Raw genomic sequence first — 23472 nt, 5'->3', positions numbered from 1 at the left:
GAGAGTTGTCAGTCCTGGTGATTCAGTGAGTGTAATTGAGGATTAAGCAAATCGCGGATGTTGGCGCGGGTATTGGCATCGTCTGGCAAGACGTTTTTCAGGAAGGCCGCAAACATCAGCAGTGTCCATAGCGGTGCCGTGTAATCACGTACACCGGACTGATGTTGCTCTACCATATCGCTCAGGAAGCTCATGTTGAAGATACCTGTATCTGCCATCATAGGACCGAGCACCGCATCCCGTGTACTCTGTTTAAGTGGTCCGCGTAACCAGCTTGCCAGCGGGATCGAGAAACCCATTTTAGGGCGATATAAAATATCATTTGGCAAATACGGCTCAAGCGCTTTCTTGAAAATATATTTCCCCTCGCCTTGATGCAATTTGACTGACGATGGTAATCCCGAGATCCATTCCACCAGTTTGTGATCCAGCAAAGGTACACGGACTTCCAGTGAATGCGCCATGCTGGCACGATCAACTTTTGTCAGGATGTCGCCAGGCAAATAGGTTTTAAAATCCAGATATTGAATCAGCGACAGCGGATCATCTGTCGGTGAATTGGCAGCATGAGCACGCATGACTTCGATTGCTTGATAGCCTTGTAAATCCTTGCGGAAGTGCGGGCTGAATAACTGGTCCCGCACCCGGTCCGGCATGATGGACACGCCGTGAAAATAGCCTTCCACCAAATCACGTGCCAGGGCTTCAAAGGTTGTCTTTGCGCGAAAGATACGCGGTGCCCAATCTGCTTTTGGGTAGATTTTGCCGAGCATACCAAAGACCGGCTGACGAAATGAGAGTGGTAGCAGCGAGCGGACTTTTTGCTCTGCCATCGCATACCGGTAGCGACGATAACCAGCAAAATTTTCATCTCCGCCATCGCCTGATAACGCAACGGTGACCCGCTTTCTGGCGAGCTGGCAGACGCGATAGGTAGGAATTGCTGAGCTATCTGCATAAGGTTCGTCGTACAGAGCGGCCAGTGTGTCAATCAGTCCATAATCGTTCGTATCAACGGTTTCGGTGTGATGACGGGTCTGATATCGTTGAGCGACTTGATTGGCAAACGTAGATTCGTCGTAGTTCGGGTCATTAAAGGCGATGGAGCACGTGTTGACCATATCTTTATTTTGCTCAGCCATCATCGCAACCACAGCACTTGAATCGACTCCGCCTGACAGAAACGCTCCTAGTGGCACTTCGGCCTCCATCTGACTTTGAACCGATTCACGCAAGCGGTCTACCAGTTCCTTTGTTGCTTCCTGCGCGGTCAGTGGCGCAAGGGGCTTGAATGGCAGATCCCAAAAACGTCGTTGATGAATCTGCTTGTCACCGGCTTTAAGCGTGATGGTGTGACCAGGACTGAGTTTGAACGCATCATGAAAAATAGTTTTTGGTTCTGGAATATAACCATAAGCAAAAAAGTCTTCGACCGCCTGAGGATTCAGTTTGCGGGATAGCGCTGGGAAGGTCATCAGTGATTTCAGTTCAGAACCAAAGACAAAATGGCCGTCTGGCAGCAATGCGTAGAACATCGGTTTTACGCCTATATGATCACGCCCCAGAAATAAGGTTTTTTGGTTTCTGTCCCAAAGGCCGAATGCGAACATGCCACGAAAACGGGATACGCAGCTTTCACCCCATTGTTCCCAGGCGTGAACAATGACTTCGGTATCGCAGCGTGTGCGGAACACATGCCCAAGCTGGGTCAGCTCCGCCATTAATTCTCTGTAGTTGTAGATCTCGCCATTGAATACGACGACGACGCTATGGTCCTCGTTAAACAGCGGTTGCAAGCCAAAGGCCAGATCGATAACGGATAGGCGGCGATGGCCGAAACCGACGCCTGGCTCACGATGCAGGGATCCCTCGTCTGGCCCTCGATGCAATTGACTTTCGTTCATGCGTGCAAGTGCTTGCGCATCGATGTCGCGCGTTCCCAGCGTATCAAAAATGCCTACGATTCCACACATGGCTTACTACTTTCCTTGAATTTGGTTTTGCATAAGGCATCGTATAAATTCGCATACGAATTCACCATTGCAGTGACGCTGAATTTTTGTCTGACGTATTGGCTTGCAGCGGCGCCATGCTGCTTGAGCAGGGCTGGTTGCTGGCAGTAGCTGGCGAATGCTTTACTGAAAGCCGCATCATCACCCGCAGTGACCATTGCGCCATGAATACCGTCTTGTATGACTTCAGGGATACCACCTACTCTTGAGGCAACGACCGCCAATCCTGAGGACATTGCCTCAAGCAAGGTAACTGGCGTACCTTCTGCCAGCGATGGCAAGCTGAACAGACTAAAGCCACGCATGATGCTGGCAATATCCGAGCGTGCACCTGGCAGCCAGACTACCTCGCTGATACCTGCGTCAGCGACTTGCTGCCGGAGATCGGGAAGCAGAGGGCCATCACCGATGATGCTTAGCCGTAATTTGTCCTGATACTCAGGTAATGCATGGCGCAACAGAATAAAAGCACGTATCAAACCGGATTGATTTTTAATATCTTGTGCTCTGCCGACGGTACCGATCACGAAACAATCCGCAGGCCATGGTGTGGTGGCGGTGATGTCATTATCAGGTGAAAAACGCTGGGTATCGACACCGTTATGTATCAGCAGATTTTTTTTGTCTGGTACATGAATGCTTTGTTGAAGCCAGTGATATAAATCCTGTGATACCGCAACATATTGATCAATAAACGGTGTCATCCAGCGGCGCAACAGATTATGTTTACGGTTGAGTCCGAAGGGATCATTGATATCACGCCCATGTTCCGCATGAATACGCACAGGAACGCCAGCCAGGCTAGCGGTGAAGGCGTATTCATTGGCAGACAAGTTATACGTATGCAAAATTGCCGGACGCAGCTTGCGCAGCAATTTCCAGAGGGTTATGTGGGTGCCCAAACCTAATCCGGCTGGTTTATTCAAATCAAAAATTGGTACGTTTTTACGCGTTATTTTTTCTGAAAATACGCTGTGATTTGTCAGGCAAATGACGGCATGCCGGTATTTTTTTACAGGCATGTGGTTAATACAATCAACCAACAAGGTTTCTAGTCCCCCGAAATCAAGCCGGTAGATCAGGTGTACCACCAGTGGAATTGTGTCCTCAGCCATTACTTTTTATTCGCTTGCAGTGTTTTTGTTATCGAGCTCAGGTGTGTCTGCATAAATTGCTGCATGGCTTTGCGTGCCTCATCGGGTTTTTCTGCATAAGGTGCATAGATCAATATGGATGCCGCGTCGTCACCGTGTAAGAAGAATTTCGCTTTAGTCTGCAATACTTTGCCAACATATTTATTGGCTGTAAATTGACTGTCTATCCAATACCAGTCCCAGACAAGCAGCGATTCTGTCGACCCTTTGATATAGGTTTCACGCACGGTCAGACTTTGGCCATCCAGATTTACGGTACGGGTTTCGCTATGGGTTCTGAGCCAGTTACGGTCATGATCCTGCACCATTTCATTGAGGGTGCTGATGACAGCTGAGTCACGATTCTGGTTTCGGTAATAGTTGATCAGTACGCCGACTGCCTGAGCGCCATCCAGATAAGATTTATCGAGCACAGCACTGCCAGGTAAAAAGCTAGGGCGCCATGTTGTGAGGGACGATGATTCCTTCCATGACACGGGCAGATCATCAATATGAATTGCAGTTTGATTTATATTCAGTTGCGAGACATAAGCGGCATACGCTGGCCACAGGGCGAGACATAAGATCGCCACGAGTGATGCGGACGCAAGGCGACTTGTTGAGGGCAGTGAGTGGCTGGTCAGTGCTGCGGGAATATCGTTGGCACTATCCTGATCGTCGCGCCAGAAACTACCTAGCCAGAACATAAAGAACATGACGATGCCAAAGAAGATCCAGCCATAAATCAAATGATCGACGCCGACAGCGAGTTTCATGCCGCTTAGATGTCCAAGCATGACAATCATATAGGCGCGCAAGCCATTGGCGATGATAGGCACAATGATGGATGCCAGAATAAACCAGACGCGTCGCCAGGCTGAATGATAAGTCAGGTATGCATACAGACATCCCAGAGTAATCGAGGAGATCAAATATCTGACGCCGCTACATGCTTCGACAACAGACCAGTTACCGGAGGGGATGGAAAAACTGCTGCCGTCACGTAACACGGGGATGCCGGTAAATTGCAGCGCAATGACGGTAAAGTCCGCAGTAAAATCAATGAGAGGCGCGATAAATATTTCGCCAAACGGGACTGCCAGCAGCAGGAAAAATAGCGGGAAAGCGAGAGCCCAGGCGATTTGCCAGCCGAGTACTACGATGACAATTGCTGGAATCATCGCTACAAACATGTACTGTCTGACGACCTGTACATCACCTAATTCCGCAAGCAACCAGCCAAATCCACATGCCGCCAGTGCGAATAAGCCTGGCCAATACGGTTGTGGCGTCATGCGCTGAATGGTTGCTTTACGCTTCCAGATGAGCCACAGACTGATAGGCAAAATGATGTAGCCATGCGCGAAGGTTTCTGATTGATTCCATACAGAGACGATCGATTGCGCGGTACTGAAATAAATGAGAAATGGCGCTAGCAATGCGACTAGTATCGCTAGCAAGGCCGGATAGGGCAAAGGTGGTGTTGATGTAGCAGTCAAGGATGATCCTTTGCCGTGAAGAATAGAATAGTTTAATTATATTGCATTTTTACTACTATATCGACTCCAATGCAGCATCTACTTTCTGAAGGTTCGCATCCCAGTTGTATCTGGTGATGACTCTGAGGCGCGCTGCTTTTTCTAGCGCCGTATTGGTTTTTTCTAAAGCAATAGACACAGCATCGGCAAAACCGTTTTCGTCTTCCGCCAGAATTAACTCTTCGTCGATGGCGGCATCAATCCCTTCGAGCGCTTGCGGTGACACAATGACGGTTTTTGCCATTGCCATCGCTTCCAGCACTTTATTTTGTATCCCGCGGGCGATACGTAAAGGGGCAACGGCAACTTTAGCGTGAGCGAGATAAGGCCGGACATCTGGCACCGAGCCAGTGACCCGTACGCCCGGTAATTGCGCCAGGGCTTTCACTTGTTCGGCCGGCCGGGTGCCGACGATATAGAACAAGGCATCGGGATGTTTATGTCGAATCAGCGGAAAAATTGCTTGCGCAAACCATGTCACAGCATCGATATTCGGCCAGTAATCCATTGCGCCGGTGAATACGATGACCAGATCTTGCGCGTGGTAGGGATTGTCCAGGCTATGCTCGGGTGAAAAATATTCCGTATCGACACCGTTATTGAAGAAGCCGATTGTATCTGCGCTTTCAGGGGCTAGTTGCCGGAACAGGTCAGCCTCGGCCTCCGATACAAACAAGGACGCATCACATTCGCGTGCGATACGGCGTTCATAATGCAATAGACAGCGACCCTCACGCCGGTATAGCCAGCTCATGGGGAAGCTTTTTTTCTCTGCGTATTGCCGCCATTTATCAGAGTCAATATCGACGAAATCAATGACACGCGTGAGCGTTGACATCTGTTCGGCAAACTGTGCCATCACGGAAGAAAAGACGACAAGCTTGTCGATTTGATGCTTGCTGACGGTGGTATTGACCCAATCCTGCATGGCCTTGCTACGGTAATAATCGAGCGACAAAGGACGGTCACTTAACAACGCAGTCAGGCTGGCTATTTTTGCGGTAGCTGGATTCAGACTCTCGAAATGAGTGTCGCCACACCATTGTTTGACTGTATCAATATGCTGTATATCGTTAGCATCATCAATGAAGCAAGCAAGATGAACCTGATATTTTTTCGCCAGATGTTTGAGCAAATGATAAGAGCGAATCTTATCGCCCTTATTGGGCGGAAATGGAATCCGGTGCACCAACAATAGCAAAGCTTGTTTGGGGTTTTGTGTCATAGGACGATTAACCCAGGTTTTTGACGATGTGGGGACCGATGAGATTTGCCAGGGCAAGCGGCATTTTTTGCCACATCTTGATAAATCGCTGGTATTTAGGGTTCAGCGGATTGTTATCCGGCAAAGATGCTGCGCTATGTAACTGGTATTCATAATGCAGTGCTTGCGGTTCAAAGCCCCAATTTTTTTTGAAATCAAAGGCACCTGTTCCTATTTTGCTGCGGCCAAAATCAAATACTTTATATGATCTGGCACAAGCCCTGCGCATCAATTCCCAATACATGAAATCATTACCGGCAACATCCCTTGCCTCAGGCGTGCCGCCGCCATAATACGGTAATACTTCGTCACGGAAATAGAAGCTCATGACGCTGGCGACCGTTGTGCTTTGTGGACTGACGATAGTCATAATTTCGCAGTCATCACCAAACGTCTGTTTTAACAGGCGAAAAAATTTCTTTGAGAAAACCGGCGTGCCAAGTCGATGCACACTGGTGGAGTAGGCGTAAAAAAACCGATCAATCTGCTGATCAATTTCGCTGACCAAACCAGCTTTAATACCCTTGCGCACCATTGCACGCTGCTTGCGCGGGATGGCGAGCATGTTTGTTTCTTCGTCGGGATCAATCGCTTTGCGGAAAGTGACATACAGCTCTTTGCTATGCCAGTCGTTTTCTTGTGGCGTGATACTGCGGTATTCAAGGTGACCTACTTTTAGTGTTTTTGCCAGTGCTTGTGCCGCTTGGCTTAGCACACTCTTGGCCTCGGCAGATATTGCCGCGACACCGCCATACACGCAAAAGGGCAGGGCAACTAGTGAATGACCGAATAAGCGGCTCTTGATTTCCGCCAGCGGCAATACACCGAGAATTTCGCCGTGTGCTTCAGCGTAATAAAACCAGGTGCGGTGGCCAAATGCTTTTTCAATGACAGGCTGCCAGCCAGCACGGTGAAAAAAAGTCGCATCAGGACATTGCACCACAAAGGCATCCCAGCGGGCGTAATCTCGTGGTTGCAATAGCTTGAGAGAAATCTGGGCAGGTGCGGAGGTGGGTAAAGTCATGGCAGCTGGATTGGCTGTCAATGTATCAGTCATGGAATTCATGTGTTGGGTAAAAAGATGCGATCCATGCGATCCCACTGGAAATCTTTGGTCAAGGCTTTGAGACGATTTTCGGTTCTGTCTAAATTCACGTAGTGACGGAAGCGAGTTTTCCAGCCTATATTTTCCTGACGTGGCTGCTCAGGATCTATCTCCCATGGATGAAAGTAGAAAATGCCGGATTGCTTATCCTGTTGATTCACCCGTCGTAACAACCAGCGTGAAAGCTGGTAGGGAAACAGACGGAAATAGCCACCGCCGCCAGCAGGAAAGTTTTTTTGCATGAAGCGTACTGTGGTAATCGGCAATTCCAGTAAACCATCCTGGCCGTTAGGATAAAAACTAAAGCGTGGCGCACTCGGCATGCCGTAGTGATCATGCTGAATAGGATAGATGCTGGAGCTGTAGCGATAGCCCGCATTCAACAGAACATCCAGTGCCCACAGATTTTGAGTACCGATAGAAAAGCTTGGGGCGCGGTAACCCAGCACGGCCTGTCCACCCAGATCTTCGAGAATTTTTTTGCTGCTGCTGACATCTTCCCGAAACTCGTCCGGTGTCTGGTCTGACGCACGTAAATGGCCATATCCATGACTGGCTAATTCATGTCCTTCCGCCACAATGCGTTTGACTAAAGCTGGATAACGTTCTGCGATCCAGCCAAGTGTAAAAAATGTGGCCTTGACTTGCGATGCGCTCAGTAGTGCAAGAATGCAGTCGATATTCCGCTCAACCCTGCATGGTAAGTTAGTCCAGCTATCACGTGAAATGTGGGGAGCAAATGCAGAGACCTGGAAATAATCTTCCACATCAATGGTCATGGCATTACGGATAGGCTGGGTACTGACCTGTGCGGGAGCAATGATGGACATGGGGACCTTATGATGACTGAGCCGTTACAGGAATGGCGATGCCAAGCTGGGTCGCAATGACTGCTGCGATGCGGTCGGACGCGTGACCATCCCAGAATTGCGGGATACGGCCACCCTTACCGCCGGTGTGCATGACGTCCTGAAAAATTTCCATGATCTTTTTCGGATCTTGTCCTGCAATGGTATTGCTACCCTCTTCTACGGTAATTGGACGTTCGGTATTGTTGCGCAACGTGATGCAAGGCACGCCCAGTGCCGTCGTCTCTTCCTGTATGCCACCAGAATCGGTTAACACCAGCTTTGCCTCTTTCATCAGCCCAAGCATTTCCAGATAACCCATGGGTGGCAGCAAGAGGATGTTTGGCGTAGTTAATTTCTGGTCCAGGCCAAATTTCTCCAGCATCGATTTGGTACGAGGATGCACAGGAAAAATAACGGGGACTTGTTCACTGATGCTGATAATTGTTGTGATGAGCTCACTCAAGATGGCCTGATCATCGACATTCGACGGACGGTGCATGGTAACCACGACAAAACCTTTTCCGGCATTCAGGAAATGAGGATTGCCAGCGTCGGCAGCAATCTGTGCCGGAGCAATGGCACGGCTCAGATTATTACGCAGTGTATCGATCATGACGTTGCCGACAAAATGTATACGGCTATCGGCAACGCCTTCACGTAGTAAATTATCTTTGCCGCTAGGTTCCGTTGTGAATAACAAATCAGAGATCTGATCGGTCAATACGCGATTGATTTCCTCCGGCATACCACGATCCCAGCTACGCAAGCCAGCTTCCACATGGATAACTGGCACTCCCTTTTTTGTCGCTACCAGCGCGCAAGCGATGGTTGAGTTCACGTCACCTACAACTAATACTGCCGCGGGTAAATTTTCACCCATGGCTGTTTCAAAACGGCACATGACTTCCGCAGTTTGGACGGCGTGACTGCCTGAACCTACTTCTAAATTAATATCTGGTGATGGAATGCCAAGAGCTTCAAAATATTGCTCGTTCATAGCAACGTCGTAATGCTGCCCTGTATGGAGTAGTGTGACTTTCAGATGCGGTTTTAATGCGTTGAGCGCGACCATGATCGGTGCGATCTTCATAAAATTTGGACGAGCGCCCACCACGCAGATAATCTCGCTTGGACCATGTTGATTTGGGCTTAAAACCTGCATTAATTTTCCTTCTCTGAGTAGTTATTCGCTTTATTGCTGGGAAGCATTTTCTTCAGGGCATCGATCACGGATAAAATGGATCGTTCCATTTTTGCCATTCTGTCGTCCATGTGCTCCAGATTTATATTCGGTAAATCTTTCAAGCCTGTGACTTGATTACCTGTTTCAAGATGGGAGGGGGGCAGCTGGAACTCTTGCTTGATATCCGCAATCACCTGATTTACCTCAATCTCACCAAAGTGATGTAACTCTTCCAGATAGCCCATCAAAAACAGGCGATCGCAGAGCGCATTGATTTTTCTTGGGATGCCGTTGGTGTAAGCAAAAATCGCAGCGAACGCTTCTGTATTGATGACAGGATCATCTTTCCATCCCACCGTATGTAACCTGTGCTCGATGTAAGAGCGCGTATCAATCAGATCGAGCGGGCCAAGATGGTAGCTGGCAATAACGCGCTGTAATAGCTGCTGCATGTCCTCGCTCAACAGGGTGCGACGGAATTCCGGCTGTCCTAATAAAAACGTCTGCAATAATGATTTATCTGCGGTCTGAAAATTTGACAACATGCGTAGCTCTTCGACTGCGCGTGGCGTCAGATTTTGTGCTTCATCAACGACCAGTAAAGCACGTTTTCCCTGTACATCACACTGACGTAAATATTGCTCAAGGCGAGTCAATAAGGTCGCTTTACTGGCGTTTTCATATTCCACGCCAAATGCCGCAGCCACAAGACGTAAAATGTCGTCTGAGCCGACGTGAGTGTTCACAATTTGTGCAGCCTGGATTTTGTCAGATTCTAATTCGTTAAATAAATTACGCATCAGCGTCGTCTTGCCTGCACCGACTTCACCGGTAATGACTATAAAACCTTCGCCCTGCGATATCCCATATTCGAGATATGCCATCGCACGTTTATGCCCTTTGCTGCCAAAGAAAAAACGTGGGTCGGGCTTTAACTGAAATGGTTTCGCATTGAAACCGTAGTAGGACTCGTACATCTCTTCATCAACTCCGCTAGAACCCTAGCAACAAGAATAAGGTGACGGCATTTTCATTAAAATTGCCAGCCCCATTGGCGAGATTCGACTGTTTCTCTACTCGCCGTACTTCAACCGTTGCTCTTAATTTGGTTTGTAATTGGCGCGAGACAGATGCTCTCGCGGTTTTGGTATTGTCTTTAATGCCGGTATTGGCCGACACAGTTTGCGTATAGCCAGTACTGAGATTGGCACTGGTTCTAGGTGACCATTGCCTGTTCCACAGTGCATTGACACCCGTTTGTCTGACTTTTTCTAATAAAGCAGGATTAGAAATACCCAGCAGCAGGATATCAGCCTGGCTTGCTGATTGTGCTTCTCTTTTGACGTTCAATGCGCTCAGCAGAACAGTATTTTGCGCACCGGTAAACGCGACGGATGCCTGCAAGTTTTTTTGCAGAAACACACGATTGGTCACCGTATTAAATGGCTGCGCAAGTGCTGAGGGCAAATTGGTGTCACGGATAAAATTATCAACCAGTTGTTGTCGCGTACTGTTATCTGGAATGCTTGCTTTCCATAATTGATTCAGGAATGCGGATGTATCGTTGGTCGCGGGTATCAGATATTGGCCGCGAGTCGTTGTGATGTCTTCGTTATAGCCTAGGCTCCAGACACTGGCACGAGCTCTTTCGCTAATGGTTGCGGAATAAGTAGAACCGTAAAAACGCTTGCCTGCACTAAAGGCGAAACGGGTTCTTTCTGTTGGCGTCCAGGAAAATCCGGTAGTCCAGAAAATTCCAGAAGGTTTTTCACCTAACGCAACATAGGTGTTATTTTCATATCCTGTTGTTGCTGTCAGACTAAACAGTGAAGAAAGAGCAAAGCTGGTGTTAACGGTTGACGTCTGGAACTCGATATCTGCCTGATTTGGATAATGAATTTTTTGATCGGCAAATTGAAATCCCCAGCTAATAGTTTTATAAGATGAACCACTCTTCAGATCGAGCAAAATCTTATCACCGGTGCTATCAAAAACTTTTTGCGAACTAGTTTTTACTGAGTCGCGTGAATAACGCAATTCTGCAGTGAATTCAGGCGAGAAATTTTTCCGGAGATATGGGGAAACACTATATGTCCTGACTTCAGTCCGGTTCGCTGACAGATTGAGATTGCTGGTCGCCTGATCTGTAAACGGATTGACACTCTGCTGACTAATATTCGCAATACCGTCTAAAAAAAAAAGATCTTTGATCAGCTCGCTATTGGCGTTGGCGTTGAGTAGATGACTGGTTTTGATGCCGTTGTTATTACCCGAGTAGTACAGATTCTGCATCACGTAGTCCGCACGGAAGCGCAGTTGTGCTCCGGTTGCTGTGAGACTCAGGCCCGGAGCGACTTGTGTGATGTACGAACTTTCTGCGACGGGAGTTAGTTTGACGTTATCTGTATAACTTTCACTTACATTGATTGACGGTATTACTTTCCATTCAGCCGCAGATACACTGTTAGCATGCGCCACCGCTAGCAAGGATATGACCGACGTCACCCCAAGTGCAAGAGGACGTATTTGCCAGCGTCCCATCGCCTTAGCTGTAGTAATGGCCATAGTAATCCCCGTTTGAGAATGCTCTAGCTTTGTTATAAATTAAGTTAACATTAGCTTTCGATTTCAACTGACGCAATACTTCTTTGACGGTATGTTGTGTCGTCGCTTCTGCCTCAACAACTAAGACGATTTGCCCCATTTGGTTCGCAAGAACTCGTGCTTCTGTTGTTAAGAGTAAAGGCGGTGAGTCGAAAATAACGATACGATCAGGATAGCGATTGGCTATCTCAGACAGCAAACTACTCATACTCTGGCTTGCCAATAATTCTGTCGCACGTTTGTGGCTATTACCGGCCCTCAGAAGACTTAAGGTATCGATATTAGTTCTCAGCATGGCGTCGGCGAGATCGAGTTTGTCGTCAAGCAGTACATCCATCAGGCCAATTTCTGAACTGGTATCGCCAGGGAGCAAATTCAGATATCTCGGTACAGAAGGGCGGGCAACGTCAGCATCGACTAAGAGCACAGTGTGATCCAGCTCCATAGCAATACTGATGGCGAGGTTGACGGCACAAAAAGTTTTTCCCTCGCCCGGTAATGAGCTGGTCACCATGATGAGATTGCCGTGATGCAGAGGACCTTTTTTCTGATTGAATGCTTTTTCAATCAAGGGACGCTTGATTAAGCGAAATTCTTCTGCAATCGCTGTACGTTCTGCATCGGGTGTCACCATGCCTAAGCGGTGTAACTGTGCGATGTCAATTTCTACTTTGCGCTGACTGTTTTTCCCAAGTACATCTGCTGAGTGTGATGACGCGTTAATAGTGCCAGTCTGGCTCGTAGTAGTTGGTGCCGCAGCTATTGTCGTAGTTGGGGCAACGGTCGCTGCAACTGGGGCTTGTACTGTCTTGACGGGCAACTCTGGTGCGACAACCGGAGCGACTGGCGCAACGATTACCTGAGGAGCCGGTTCTGCAGGCACCTCTGTGGTGTGTGCTGCAATTCCTTTGCCCTGCTCTAGTCTACCAACCGCTTTTTCAATAATGCTCACGCTAACTCCAAGTAGATTCGTATTTCCGACTGCCAGACGATCAACAAATATTTTTATACTAATAATGTTATTGCTTGATGTACATGAACGACATCACTCCGGCGTAAAACACCAGTAATACAAAGGAGGAGGCGGCGAAGCCATACAAACTTTGTTTTTGACGTCTTTTCTCGCTTTCAGTCCAATTCATCGACACTGTACCGAGAATTGGCAAGCCAGTGATTTCCAGCAGATCAATATGCGTGAGGAAGGTAGGGCGTATCTTGCTCATCAGGACGGCACCTGCCAGGCCAATACCGATTGCTGCGGCAAATACCATAGACAGCAGGCGAATACGATGTGGACCAACAGGTGTCAGTGGCGCTGTTGGCGGATCCACAACTCTGAACGTCATCATTTCTGTCGTGGTACTTAAATCGCCGGATAATTTGGCTGATTCGCGACTTGCTACCAATTTTTCGTAATTTTCTTTATTGATCTGGTAGTCGCGATTTAACTGAGACAACTGAGATTCGATTTCAGGTGCGGCAATACTGAGCGTTTTTAATTTTGAGCTGCGGTTTGAATATTCATCAACGCGTGCTCTCATTGAGGCTACGCGAGCCTCGGCTGCCGACAGAGAAATTTTTAGCTGCTGCAATAAAGGATTTGACGCAACCAATTCGGACTCAGGCTTACGAACTTTTGCTTCTTCCGCCTTCTTTACTTCTAGCTGCGCAATTAATCTTTTGGTCGACACGATGTCTGGATGTTGGTCCGTGAACTGTAATCGTAAAGAATCCAGGTTTTTGTTCAGTGTTTGAATCCGTGCATCGATTTCTGGATTGGATACGGTTGCTGTTGCCTGATCTGGCTTCATTGAATTTTCAGTGCTGGCGACTTGCCGTTTGATCGCATCTCGTGCCTGCTCAGCTTCAACTAATTCTAAACGTGCCTGATTCAGGCTTTCGGTCATTTCGGACAGTTTTGTACCCGAGTCACTACCCTGTCGCGGCAGTAAAGTTATATTTTTCAGTTTGAAATCTTTTAAAGCATTTTCTGCTGCGATCAGTTTTTCTTCGTAAATTTTGATCTGGCCATCGATGAAAACGACGGCTTTCGTGGAGTCTTGTTTTTTGTCGCCAAAACTACCCTCTACAAAAATAGTCAGGAGCGCTTGAACCACATCCTTCGCTAATTTTGGGCTTTCATCGTTGTAGGTAATCGTATAGATGTCGTTTTGTACGGTACCGCCGATTTTGATTTTTGCTATGAGATTCTCGATCAGCAATTCACGGTCTTTACCGGTATTCGCTTTGATATCGAGATCAACCATGCGCATCACACGTTCGACGTTTGGCCGGCTAAGTAGTGTCCGGCTCATGATGGAGACCTGTTGCTCGACGTTGGGTACGCTAGTCATCCCAGCCAGCAAAGGTTTCAGAATACTTTGAGTATCAACAAATACACGTGCGGAGGATTGATAATTGTCTGGCAGTGTATAGACAACACCGAACCCGATTGCAGATACCAGCCATGCGATTGTGACCGCATACCAGCGATATTTCCATCCGCCCCTCAGCAGCGATTGTAACTGCGTTAACAGCTCCTCCATCTTGTTGACTTCTCCATATGAGGTGATTTTATTGACGATTCGCTATATTGCTAACTTACCAGTTTATTACTTGGAAAGGCACGAATATTTTGTGAATCATAATATTATGTAAATGTAAAAAAAACAAGTAAATTCGATGTTTACTGAATTAAGACGCCATACTTTTTATGATATTCGTAGAGAAATCTGAGATAAGCAGAATTACCTGTCATATTTTGCTAAGTGTCGGATTCTAAACACTTTATTTCTATATGGAAATTAAGTGTTCTGTGGAAAATTGATCAGAATTACACAGAACGCTGGTCGAAAGTCGTTCTCTTGCGACGGTCTGTACTATACTTTTGCAAGCAAGCTGATCGTCATAAAATGTGTAAAAATAATTATGTAAAAAAAACAAGTAAATGAGCTTGTTTTGCCATCCGTTGATGGTAATATCATGCTTTCATGTTAACTTCTGTTGAATGCTAATTTCAGTGAGAAGACATTCAACCATCTCACATAGGGGACTCACGTGAACAAGCTTCAATCAAAAATTTCCAGCTGGCTGTCATGCCTTACCGCGACATTATTTGTCTTGATCGTCAGCGGTTGCGCGACGAACGTCACTCCTGCACCGACGGCTGAATCTCAAGCCCCTAATCATGACTACCTTATTGGCGCCGGTGACTCGGTCAATGTCATTGTATGGCGTAATCCTGAGGTATCGATGGTGGTTTCGGTGCGTCCGGACGGTAAAATCACGACCCCTCTGGTTGAGGACGTGGTGGCAATCGGTAAAACCTCGACCGAATTAGCACGTGACATCGAGAAAGCCTTAGCAAAGTTTATTCAGCAACCGGTGGTCACTGTGATCGTGACAGCATTTTCCGGCCCTTATAGCGAACAAATTCGTGTGATAGGACAAGCCGCTAAACCTCAGGCATTGGCCTATCGTAAAGGGATGTCTTTAATGGACGTCGTGATCGCTGTGGGCGGTATTACGGAATTCGCCTCTGGTAATAAGGCAAATATCATCCGTACGATCGATGGCAAGCAGCAAACATTGAACGTGCGCCTGAATGATTTGATTAAAGACGGCGATATCTCTGCCAACGTTCCGGTTCGTCCCGGTGATGTTCTGGTTATCCCACAAAGTTTCTTCTGATCCTGTGTTGTTAAATAAAAAAGCCACTTCGATGAAGTGGCTTTTTTATTTGTGTTGGGTATCGCAATAACGTATTGAGCTGAGTCTTGTTAACAATGAAATTGCACTCCTGATTTCATTGTTAACAGGACTTATGCAAAAACTAAAACCGCTCACGAAAGAGGCTGCGAGCCAACGAGATGCAGAGAAAAACCTGTCTCAGCAGTTCTTTGAAATATCGATATCAAAATGAACCGCAAGCAGAATGCGCCTGCTGGCGCAATATGCCTCTGAAAGCCGCATACAGCATGCGGCTTCCATTTATATGGCGATAGGCAATATGTCGTTTTGCGTAAGTCCTAGTTAACAGGCCCTAGCTCAATCGCTTTGTACTGAAGCAGATATTATTCCTGGCCTGTGCATAAGATAAGCTTATTTAAAGTTGTGCGATAAAAGCAATAGCGCGCATATCAATGACAGACTTTTCTTCGGCAGAGAGCATCGCATTTTAATCAAGGCGGGCGAGTGGTTCACTCGGTAGCCGCCAGGTCGTCTAGAGCTGTTTTAAGAGTGTCTTTGCATCGTCTGACTTTGCAAAAGTTTTCCCTGGGCCGGTAATACTCTCCAATTCTTTTTTTGCCTTTGTTTTATTGCCGGATTTTACAAGTGCGACAGCGAAGTGGTAACGTATTTCCAATGCATCAGGCTGAAGGCCGCTTGCTTTTTCAAGCAAGGGTAAGGCGCGCTCGGTATTACCTTGTTCCAGTAAGATCCACGCCAGAGTGTCCATAATTGCGGGACTTTCGCCCGAGAGTTTATAAGCGCGCTCCGCGTAGTCAATCGCCTTCTTATCTTTTTGTTCGGAATATGCCCAGGCAATATTGTTTAGCGCTGGAATATTGTTTGGATCATTTTTCAAAACAAGTTGAAATTGCTCAATGGCGGCAGTCCGATTTTTTTGCGTATTTAGCTGATAGGTTCCTAAATACAAGCGAACTCCTCCGTCATCGGGATGAGCCTTTAGCCATTGATCAACGCGTGTATCGGCATCCTTGATTTTGCCGTCAGCAATCAAAGCATTGTGCAGTTTAATCACAATTGAACCGTTTGCACCCAGCTTCATAGCTTGCTCATAAGCCTTAATTGCCGGAGCGGCTTTCTTTTGTAAAAGCAGTGTATCGCCTTCAATCAAGAAACCCGCAGGTGACTTTTCTTGTTGTTTCTGGACTTGTTTTGCGACGCCAAGAGCATCGTCAAATTTGCCGTTTTTAAGAGCCAGACTTGCGATTGCTAATTGCGCATCGAGAAATTTTTCATCGAGTCGTAAGGTTTTCTTCAGTGCTTCGGCAGCAGCAGTTTCGTTGCCCATTGCCATATACGCAGTTGCTACCTGATATTGGGCCGGAGCTGATTCTGGTAGTAAAGCAGCGAGTTTGGTATAGCTGTCCAGCGCAGCTGCTTTATCGCCTGTGAGTGTTTGAATTTTCGCTAAAAAATTCATAAGCTCAACGCTCTTTTGATTAGTTGACTGTGTTTTTTTTATGAAAGTTAATGCCTTGTTTTTATCGCCCATATTTAAATAATGGGTTGCGAGCAATTGTACAATTTGAAGATTGTCCGGATTTTCATTATTAGCGCGCTCTAACCAAACTTTTCCTCCTTCATTGTCTCCGTTAGAAATTGCCAGGCTAGCCAGAGCCGTCATTGCGGGAAGATTTTTTTTGTCTTTTTCCAGCAATGCTTCAAAACGCTTTTTCGCAGCATCTGGTTTTTTTTCCAAGACATCCAGGCGGGCAAGATTTGCAATCGCAGGAAAGAAGTTGGCTTGTAACGATACTGCCTTCTCAAAACTCAGGCGAGCATTAGAAATATCTTTTTTATTCAGATAGATTCCGCCTTTGAGGTTTTGTATCAGTGGATTGGCGGGCTGTTCTTTTTCAGCGACCTTGACGGCAGCGAGCGCCTTATCATATTCCTTTAGCTTTAAATGGGTCATGATCAGGAGGACGCCTGCTTTAACCGACTTTTCGTCCAGATTCACGGCTTTTTCAAGCTCCGCAACCGCTTGACCTCCATCACCCTGCCCCAGCTTACTCATGCCAAGTGCTGCATGATAATCACTTTGTTTCGGGGCTAAGGTACTGGCTTTTTCAAAATATTCCGCAGCCTTGGTGAACTCCCGGTTCATCATGTGTGCCTCACCAGCCATCGCCATCAACTGACTGTCTTCAGGCGCAATTTTCAAGGCGCTTTCGATTACAGGAATTGCTTCTTGCGGCTGATTACTCTTCAGGAGCGTTGCGGCTAAGAGTTTTTGCGCATAGGCGCTGTTTGGCACCTTGCTGAGATACTTTCTTAAGTCCTGTTCAGCCTGCTTGGTCGCCCCTAAGGCGTACTGGACTGCGCCAGATAACAATACCGCTGGCATGTAATCCGGAGCGACGCGCATTACCTGTTGCAGTGATTCATGTGCTTCCGTATTTTTATTTTGACTGAAATCCAGCAAGGCTTGTGTGTACATCACCAAAATATTGCCGCCTGATACTTTTTTTGCTGCATCGATGTCTTTTTTTGCATCTTCGAATTTCTTCAAACCTATTTGCAAGTTTGCTCTGACCAGCAAGGCTTGTACATTCTCGGGCTGTAACTTGATTGTTTCGCCGTAAGCTGCCAAGGCATCGTCAAGCTTGCCCTGTATGCGCATCAGGTCTCCTTTAAACAACCATGCAGCCGTATTTTGAGGATTTTTTGCGACGGCGAGATTGGCATAATCATTCGTGCTTGCAACGTCTCTGCTTGCAAATGCCTGTTTTGCCAGTCCTATCAGCGCATCGGGATAATTTTCTTTGTCTTTGAGAGCGAGCTCAAATGCGGCTTTAGCCTCTGTCGTTTTTCCCAGTGCCAGAAAAGCGTTTCCGCGTAAGCTCAGTAATTGAGCATCGGTTTTGGATTTGGGATCTTTATCTGTCTCATCAAGTACTTTTTGGAATTGGCCTTGTGCCAGTAAAGCTTTTGCCAGATCCATTACAACAAGATTTTGACTGATGCCAAGACTGATTGCTTTCCGAATTTCTTTTTCCGCGGACAGTGCATCACCGGTTTCGTTATAAATTGAGCCTAATAAAAAGCGCGCATCTTTATTGTCTGGATCTTTTTGTAAGGCATTTTTTAGTTGAATAATGGCGGCTTTGCTGTCACCTTTTTGCTGGTATTGCTTCGCGTCAGCTAATAATTTTTCCGTGCTTTGCGTTTTGCTGCATGCGCCTAAGCTTGCGATAAGAACAGCAGATGCGGAGAGTATGGCGATCGATGTGCGTTTGCTTCTGATGCGTGACATATTTTTATCCTTTTAACTCAGAAAACTACTCATGAGGAAATATTTGCGTAATCCGCGAAAAACTTATTTTATTAATGAAAAGTCATTATTTTTTGAGCTTACACCATTTTTGATTTGATTCCCATAGCGAGCATCTGAAATACCATGGGTTCAATACGTGATGTACCTTTTGGGTGTATCCGGCATGGCAATACTCTTTTCTACCAGGCAAGATATCAATTGCCCGACTGGACTATCTGCCGGATCCGCTTGATTTTGGATTGCGCAAAACGACCGCCCAGATGCTTTATCGCCGCGATAACGCCAACAATAGTGCGTAAATTAAATGCCATGATTCCCCACCTTTCGCGACGGTCAGACATCCAGTCTTTTTTATACGGATCATCGCCAGTCAGATAATCGACCTCATCTACCTGATCGATATCAATTACGTGTTGCATGACATGGGCGGTCAGAATCGACCCTATCGAAAATTGCGCATAATGTTTGTCGTAAGCGAGTTTGTAAATAGATGCTTTGCGGTGGTGAACTATCCATATTTGCGCCGCAACTGCTTGTTCATCAATGTAGGCGATACCTAATCTCAACCATCCTTGACGAGCGCAGCTAGTCACCAGCCCGGAAATAAATTCCGGGAAACCTTCTGCTGTTTTCCAGCTGGCCTGATATACCTGCTCATACACATTTAATGCCGCAGATAATTCGTCTTCGCTTTGAATAATCTTGAGCGTCAAACGATGCTGCTTTTGAAGCTGTTTCGTTTTTCTGGCGATGGTATTCTTTAGTTTTGACGGAAGAGCGATGAAATAATCGTCGAAAGACCTGTCGTTCACGTTGAGGTACCAGTTGCCAAAACAAAAATAAGTTTGTATCGCGATGCCAGCATGGTCAAGTGCTGACTGGATCGTCTCAAAGCAAGGATCGCTCGTATCCATGGGGTGAAAATGAATCGTATCCCAATCCGATGTTGTCGCTGTCATTGCGGCGATCAGATCGGGGATATCTGGTATCACTTCACGACTTTCTCCTGCTGCAAACGGACGAAAAAGCGAAGTATAGAAATTTGTCATGGAACACAGGTGACGTACAGGCCATCCGAACATCGTCGAGTAGTTTGCCCACATTGGACAGATGGTGTAGCTAGAGCTGCCGTTAGTTGATTTTTTTACCGAATAGATACGTTCATGATGGTGTTCAGGAGACGCGGTCTTCGCTAAATTATTGAACCAGATGAGTGTGAGGAAAAAATCTGCGTCATCCCGGGCAGTGACGGCGTCTGGATTGGACTGGATAAATTCATCAAAGCCGTTATGGACGGAGAGATTTTTCATGCAGACGCCCTCTTCATGAGGGCAAGCGGGATAGTCGATGCCATCTCGGTATATGGTTACCCGGCATATTTGCTGAGATGGCTAATAGGGAATTTAAGCTTGCAAATTCGCTTTATACCAATCCATCGCTTCCCTGAGACCCGCATCAACGCTATGTGTTGGCGCATAGCCTAATAAATTTTTGGCTTTATTAATATCAGCTTGTGAATGTCTGATATCTCCGACTCGGAACGGTTCGTACTTGGGCTGATGTGTTTGAATATGTGCAAAGCTGCTCATCAATAACTGTTGCATCATTTTGTACAGTTGATTCAGACTTGTCGTGTCATTGAGAGCAACGTTATAAATCTGATTGACCGCCTCGGGATTCTGACTCAATGCGGCTAGTAAATTTGCTTGTACGACGTTATCGACATAGCAGAAATCCCGCGTGGTCTCGCCGTCGCCATTGATGCTCAAGGTAGAGTTTTTGATCAGTGCTGCGATCCACTGCGGAATCACCGCAGCATAGGCACCATTCGGGTCCTGCCTGGGACCGAATACATTGAAATATCGTAGTCCTATCGATTCAACTCCATAGCATCGTGCATACACATCGGCGTATAACTCGTTGACATATTTAGTCACGGCGTAAGGTGATAGCGGCTTGCCAATGACGTCTTCGATTTTTGGTAAGTCCGGATGATCCCCGTAGGTAGAGCTGGACGCAGCATAGACAAAACGTTTGACTTTTGCATCACGAGACGCTGTCAACATCGTTAAAAATCCGGTGACATTGTTTTCATTTGCCAGCAGAGGATCTTCAATCGAACGTGGTACAGATCCCAACGCAGCATGGTGTAAAACATAATCGACGCCGGTGCAGGCTAGCTGGCAATCTGCCAAATGCCGGATATCACCCTGGATAAAACGAAAGTTTGACCAGGCTGACGGCCCGACAAGTTCTTTCACCTGATCCAGATTGTGCTGATGACCGGTTACAAAATTATCGAGACCAATTACTTTTTGATTGAGCTTCAGCAATGTTTCCAGGAGATTGGAGCCAATAAATCCTGCAACACCTGTAATCAGCCAGGTTGACTGATGATTCTGTAATTGTTCTTGAATAGCTTGGTAGGTTGCCATGTTTTTGATGCCGGTATATTTTAGAGACGCCAGATGCTGAATCCCGCATCACGCAATGCGGCACGGTCAAACTTCGATTTGATATCGACGAAGCAGCCATTCGGAATGGATTTCGCCTGATAGTCGGACAAAGGACGTTGCATTAATTCCTGATGGGAAACGGCTGCAATCGTTACGGTTGCAAGAGGTAATTGTTCCCAGGTTTCTAGCTTCAGGCCATATTCGTGCTGCGCTTCTGCGGCATCTGCGAGTGGATCGTGAATATGCACATCCACGCCATACGATTGCAGTTCAAAAATCATATCGGCAACCTTAGAATTACGCAGATCGGGACAATTTTCTTTAAAGGTTAAGCCTAATACGTTAACGATACAACCTTTGACATGATGACCGGATTTGATGATTTCTTTGACGACTTTTTCTGCAATAAATTTAGCCATCCCGTCGTTGATACGACGTCCTGCCAAAATGACTTGCGGGTGATAGCCCAACATGTCCGCTTTGTGTGTCAGGTAATAAGGATCGACGCCGATACAATGCCCGCCGACCAAGCCCGGGCGGAAATTCAGGAAATTCCACTTGGTGCCAGCGGCCTCCAGAACTTCCAGCGTATCAATACCGATCATGTCAAAAATGATGGATAACTCATTCATCAAGGCGATATTTAAATCGCGTTGGGTATTCTCGATGACTTTTGCCGCCTCTGCGACTTTGATGCTGGTCGCACGATGCACGCCAGCACGAACGATACGTTCATACAGTTTAGCGACTTTATCCAATGTATCTGCATCGTCGCCGGAGACGATTTTTAAAATCGTTGTCAGGGTATGTTCTTTGTCACCCGGATTAATCCGCTCCGGTGAAAAGCCGACGTGGAAATCTTCTTTCCATTTTAGTCCTGAATATTTCTCCAGAACAGGAATACAAACTTCTTCAGTTGCACCCGGATAGACGGTCGACTCATAGACAACGATCGTTCCTTTTTTCAGATGCTTGCCTACTGTTTCACTTGCACCGATCAGAGGACCAAAATCTGGATTGTGTGCTAGGTCGACCGGGGTCGGCACCGCGATCACGATATAGTTTGCTCGTGATAATTCGGCAGGATCAGTGCTCACACTTAATTGCGTGGATGCACGTAATTCTTCTGTCGAGAGTTCACCGGTCGGATCGATAAATTGCTTGTAGCTTGCAACCTTACTCGCTGACAGATCGAAGCCGATGGTTTGCATTTTTTTGCCAAATTCTACGGCTAAAGGCAATCCAACATAACCCAAGCCAACGACGCCAACTATATCCATAAGATTTCCATTTTGATAATGATATTCAGACAATATAACAGATACTCAGAAAAGCCACAATATCGATGCTCGGGTTTTGCCTAAGTCCTTGCTTTATATTAATAATTTTTAATGACAGCAATGTTTCCAGTGAGAATTTTTATTCTGAATTTGAGTGCTTTTACCTTTTTCAAACTTACTTTTTTAATTCTTTCGTTTGAGTAAATCGTTGACGTAATTAACGGGAATAGCATATGAAATTCCGCTGGGATTCGTAATGGCGGTTTCTTTCAGGCCTTTAATAAATACCATATTGATGACACCAATGACGGCGCCTGTTTCCGGTTCGTAGACGGGACTGCCGCTATTACCCGGATAGGCTGTTGCATCGAGCTGAAATACTGAATAAGCAGCTTTCCTGAGCTGAGCAATCACTTTGGGATCTAGGCGACGGGAGTCTTGTGCTGGTCTGGCAACAGGGGTAATGGATGACACAATGCCGCGATGTGTTGCATGATGAAAGCCTAGCGCAGCACCAAGAGGGAAGCCTGTAAATGCAATTTGCTGACCTTCAGATACCGTATCGGGATTACCCAACATTAATGCAGGCAAAGGCGTGCCAGAAATTTTTAATCGTGCCAGATCATGTTCTTCATCGACAGCAACGACGGTGGCCGGACGAAATTCTGCGGTATCGTCTTTTCCTGTCAATATGCCGATGGTTTCATCCGCCTCCAGACTGCTGTTGCCATTGACTACGTGTGCATTGGTAATGACGGTTAAACCGTCTCCAACGATAAACCCCGTGCCGCTAAAGCTGACGGCGGGACTGCGTGTTTTTTTAAATGTACCGACTGCAACGACAGAAGGCTTAACGGCTTTGACCGTATTGATGAAGTCCTGTGCATGGCAATCACTTGTTGCAAAAAAAATAGATAGAACGAGGGGCGGGCAGATATGGCGGGAGATATTTTTCATGGCGATGATGTTGAGAAAATCTACCAGTTGGAAGAGTCTTCACCGTAGCGGATTCGTAATAA

General features: G+C 46.7%; 17 protein-coding genes. 1 reads left to right on the top strand and 16 read right to left on the bottom strand.

Annotation, left to right across the window (positions count from 1 at the left end):
* Positions 1-8: 8 nt before the first annotated feature.
* The 11 genes from ACO0K4_RS02175 to ACO0K4_RS02125 form a co-directional block, all read right to left on the bottom strand.
* Positions 9-1973: an XrtA/PEP-CTERM system amidotransferase gene (locus ACO0K4_RS02175; RefSeq protein ID WP_422954954.1), complete on the bottom strand. Its 1965-nt coding sequence runs from the start codon at positions 1971-1973 to the stop codon at positions 9-11.
* A complete protein-coding gene (locus ACO0K4_RS02170; protein WP_422954953.1) occupies positions 1958-3127 on the bottom strand; it encodes a TIGR03088 family PEP-CTERM/XrtA system glycosyltransferase in 1170 nt (389 codons plus the stop codon). Before ACO0K4_RS02170 ends, ACO0K4_RS02175 begins: the two co-directional genes overlap by 16 nt.
* Positions 3127-4644, bottom strand: a complete 1518-nt coding sequence (gene xrtA, locus ACO0K4_RS02165; protein ID WP_422954952.1) for an exosortase A — start codon at positions 4642-4644, stop codon at positions 3127-3129. Before xrtA ends, ACO0K4_RS02170 begins: the two co-directional genes overlap by 1 nt.
* Positions 4645-4699: 55 nt before the next feature.
* The gene (locus tag ACO0K4_RS02160; RefSeq protein ID WP_422954951.1) at positions 4700-5908 is read right to left on the bottom strand and encodes a TIGR03087 family PEP-CTERM/XrtA system glycosyltransferase; all 1209 of its coding nucleotides are present in this window, start codon (positions 5906-5908) and stop codon (positions 4700-4702) included.
* Between the two features lie 7 nt (positions 5909-5915).
* Entirely contained in the window at positions 5916-7004 is a 1089-nt protein-coding gene (locus ACO0K4_RS02155) for a FemAB family XrtA/PEP-CTERM system-associated protein (protein WP_422954950.1), read from the bottom strand.
* Between the two features lie 5 nt (positions 7005-7009).
* Positions 7010-7882 carry an XrtA system polysaccharide deacetylase gene (locus ACO0K4_RS02150; protein ID WP_422954949.1) on the bottom strand — a complete coding sequence of 291 codons (873 nt, stop codon included), beginning with the start codon at positions 7880-7882 and terminating at the stop codon, positions 7010-7012.
* Positions 7883-7889: 7 nt separating this feature from the next.
* On the bottom strand, positions 7890-9065 hold the full coding sequence (gene wecB / locus ACO0K4_RS02145) for a non-hydrolyzing UDP-N-acetylglucosamine 2-epimerase (RefSeq protein WP_422954948.1): 1176 nt from the start codon (positions 9063-9065) through the stop codon (positions 7890-7892).
* Entirely contained in the window at positions 9065-10063 is a 999-nt protein-coding gene (locus ACO0K4_RS02140; protein WP_422954947.1) for an XrtA/PEP-CTERM system-associated ATPase, read from the bottom strand. The genes wecB and ACO0K4_RS02140 overlap by 1 nt, the downstream gene beginning before the upstream one ends.
* 16 nt (positions 10064-10079) lie before the next feature.
* Positions 10080-11651: a TIGR03016 family PEP-CTERM system-associated outer membrane protein gene (locus ACO0K4_RS02135; protein ID WP_422954946.1), complete on the bottom strand. Its 1572-nt coding sequence runs from the start codon at positions 11649-11651 to the stop codon at positions 10080-10082.
* Entirely contained in the window at positions 11632-12642 is a 1011-nt protein-coding gene (locus ACO0K4_RS02130; RefSeq protein ID WP_422954945.1) for an XrtA-associated tyrosine autokinase, read from the bottom strand. The genes ACO0K4_RS02135 and ACO0K4_RS02130 overlap by 20 nt, the downstream gene beginning before the upstream one ends.
* 67 nt (positions 12643-12709) lie before the next feature.
* Positions 12710-14236, bottom strand: coding sequence for an XrtA system polysaccharide chain length determinant (locus ACO0K4_RS02125; RefSeq protein WP_422954944.1), 1527 nt, complete (start codon positions 14234-14236; stop codon positions 12710-12712).
* A gap of 574 nt (positions 14237-14810) precedes the next feature.
* Here ACO0K4_RS02125 and ACO0K4_RS02120 point away from each other — a divergent pair.
* A complete protein-coding gene (locus ACO0K4_RS02120) occupies positions 14811-15380 on the top strand; it encodes an XrtA/PEP-CTERM system exopolysaccharide export protein (protein WP_422955418.1) in 570 nt (189 codons plus the stop codon).
* Between the two features lie 532 nt (positions 15381-15912).
* Here ACO0K4_RS02120 and prsT read toward each other — a convergent pair.
* The 5 genes from prsT to ACO0K4_RS02095 all read right to left on the bottom strand — a co-directional run bounded on the left by prsT (position 15913) and on the right by ACO0K4_RS02095 (position 23410).
* Positions 15913-18696 (bottom strand): XrtA/PEP-CTERM system TPR-repeat protein PrsT, encoded by a 2784-nt coding sequence (prsT, locus tag ACO0K4_RS02115; protein ID WP_422954943.1) that lies wholly within the window; start codon positions 18694-18696, stop codon positions 15913-15915.
* A gap of 215 nt (positions 18697-18911) precedes the next feature.
* Positions 18912-20027 (bottom strand): GNAT family N-acetyltransferase, encoded by a 1116-nt coding sequence (locus tag ACO0K4_RS02110; protein ID WP_422954942.1) that lies wholly within the window; start codon positions 20025-20027, stop codon positions 18912-18914.
* Positions 20028-20120: 93 nt separating this feature from the next.
* Positions 20121-21152 (bottom strand): SDR family oxidoreductase, encoded by a 1032-nt coding sequence (locus ACO0K4_RS02105; protein WP_422954941.1) that lies wholly within the window; start codon positions 21150-21152, stop codon positions 20121-20123.
* Positions 21153-21172: 20 nt separating this feature from the next.
* On the bottom strand, positions 21173-22453 hold the full coding sequence (locus ACO0K4_RS02100; protein WP_422954940.1) for a nucleotide sugar dehydrogenase: 1281 nt from the start codon (positions 22451-22453) through the stop codon (positions 21173-21175).
* A gap of 183 nt (positions 22454-22636) precedes the next feature.
* Positions 22637-23410, bottom strand: coding sequence for a S1C family serine protease (locus ACO0K4_RS02095; protein ID WP_422954939.1), 774 nt, complete (start codon positions 23408-23410; stop codon positions 22637-22639).
* Between the last annotated feature and the right edge of the window lie 62 nt (positions 23411-23472).

Origin of the sequence: Undibacterium sp. RuTC16W, assembly GCF_049339445.1 — a bacterium.
Lineage (GTDB): Bacteria > Pseudomonadota > Gammaproteobacteria > Burkholderiales > Burkholderiaceae_D > Undibacterium.
The sequence above is the reverse complement of the archived record's forward strand: the minus strand, read 5'-3'. Positions and strand labels throughout refer to the sequence as shown.

Coding starts and splice junctions, on each gene's coding strand:
- prsT (WP_422954943.1), bottom strand. CDS start 18,696: ATGTCACGCATCAGAAGCAAACGCACATCGATCGCCATACTCTCCGCA.
- ACO0K4_RS02150 (WP_422954949.1), bottom strand. CDS start 7,882: ATGTCCATCATTGCTCCCGCACAGGTCAGTACCCAGCCTATCCGTAAT.
- ACO0K4_RS02110 (WP_422954942.1), bottom strand. CDS start 20,027: ATGAAAAATCTCTCCGTCCATAACGGCTTTGATGAATTTATCCAGTCC.
- ACO0K4_RS02155 (WP_422954950.1), bottom strand. CDS start 7,004: ATGACTGATACATTGACAGCCAATCCAGCTGCCATGACTTTACCCACC.
- ACO0K4_RS02100 (WP_422954940.1), bottom strand. CDS start 22,453: ATGGATATAGTTGGCGTCGTTGGCTTGGGTTATGTTGGATTGCCTTTA.
- ACO0K4_RS02160 (WP_422954951.1), bottom strand. CDS start 5,908: ATGACACAAAACCCCAAACAAGCTTTGCTATTGTTGGTGCACCGGATT.
- ACO0K4_RS02135 (WP_422954946.1), bottom strand. CDS start 11,651: ATGGCCATTACTACAGCTAAGGCGATGGGACGCTGGCAAATACGTCCT.
- ACO0K4_RS02125 (WP_422954944.1), bottom strand. CDS start 14,236: ATGGAGGAGCTGTTAACGCAGTTACAATCGCTGCTGAGGGGCGGATGG.
- ACO0K4_RS02175 (WP_422954954.1), bottom strand. CDS start 1,973: ATGTGTGGAATCGTAGGCATTTTTGATACGCTGGGAACGCGCGACATC.
- ACO0K4_RS02095 (WP_422954939.1), bottom strand. CDS start 23,410: ATGAAAAATATCTCCCGCCATATCTGCCCGCCCCTCGTTCTATCTATT.
- ACO0K4_RS02170 (WP_422954953.1), bottom strand. CDS start 3,127: ATGGCTGAGGACACAATTCCACTGGTGGTACACCTGATCTACCGGCTT.
- ACO0K4_RS02105 (WP_422954941.1), bottom strand. CDS start 21,152: ATGGCAACCTACCAAGCTATTCAAGAACAATTACAGAATCATCAGTCA.
- ACO0K4_RS02140 (WP_422954947.1), bottom strand. CDS start 10,063: ATGTACGAGTCCTACTACGGTTTCAATGCGAAACCATTTCAGTTAAAG.
- wecB (WP_422954948.1), bottom strand. CDS start 9,065: ATGCAGGTTTTAAGCCCAAATCAACATGGTCCAAGCGAGATTATCTGC.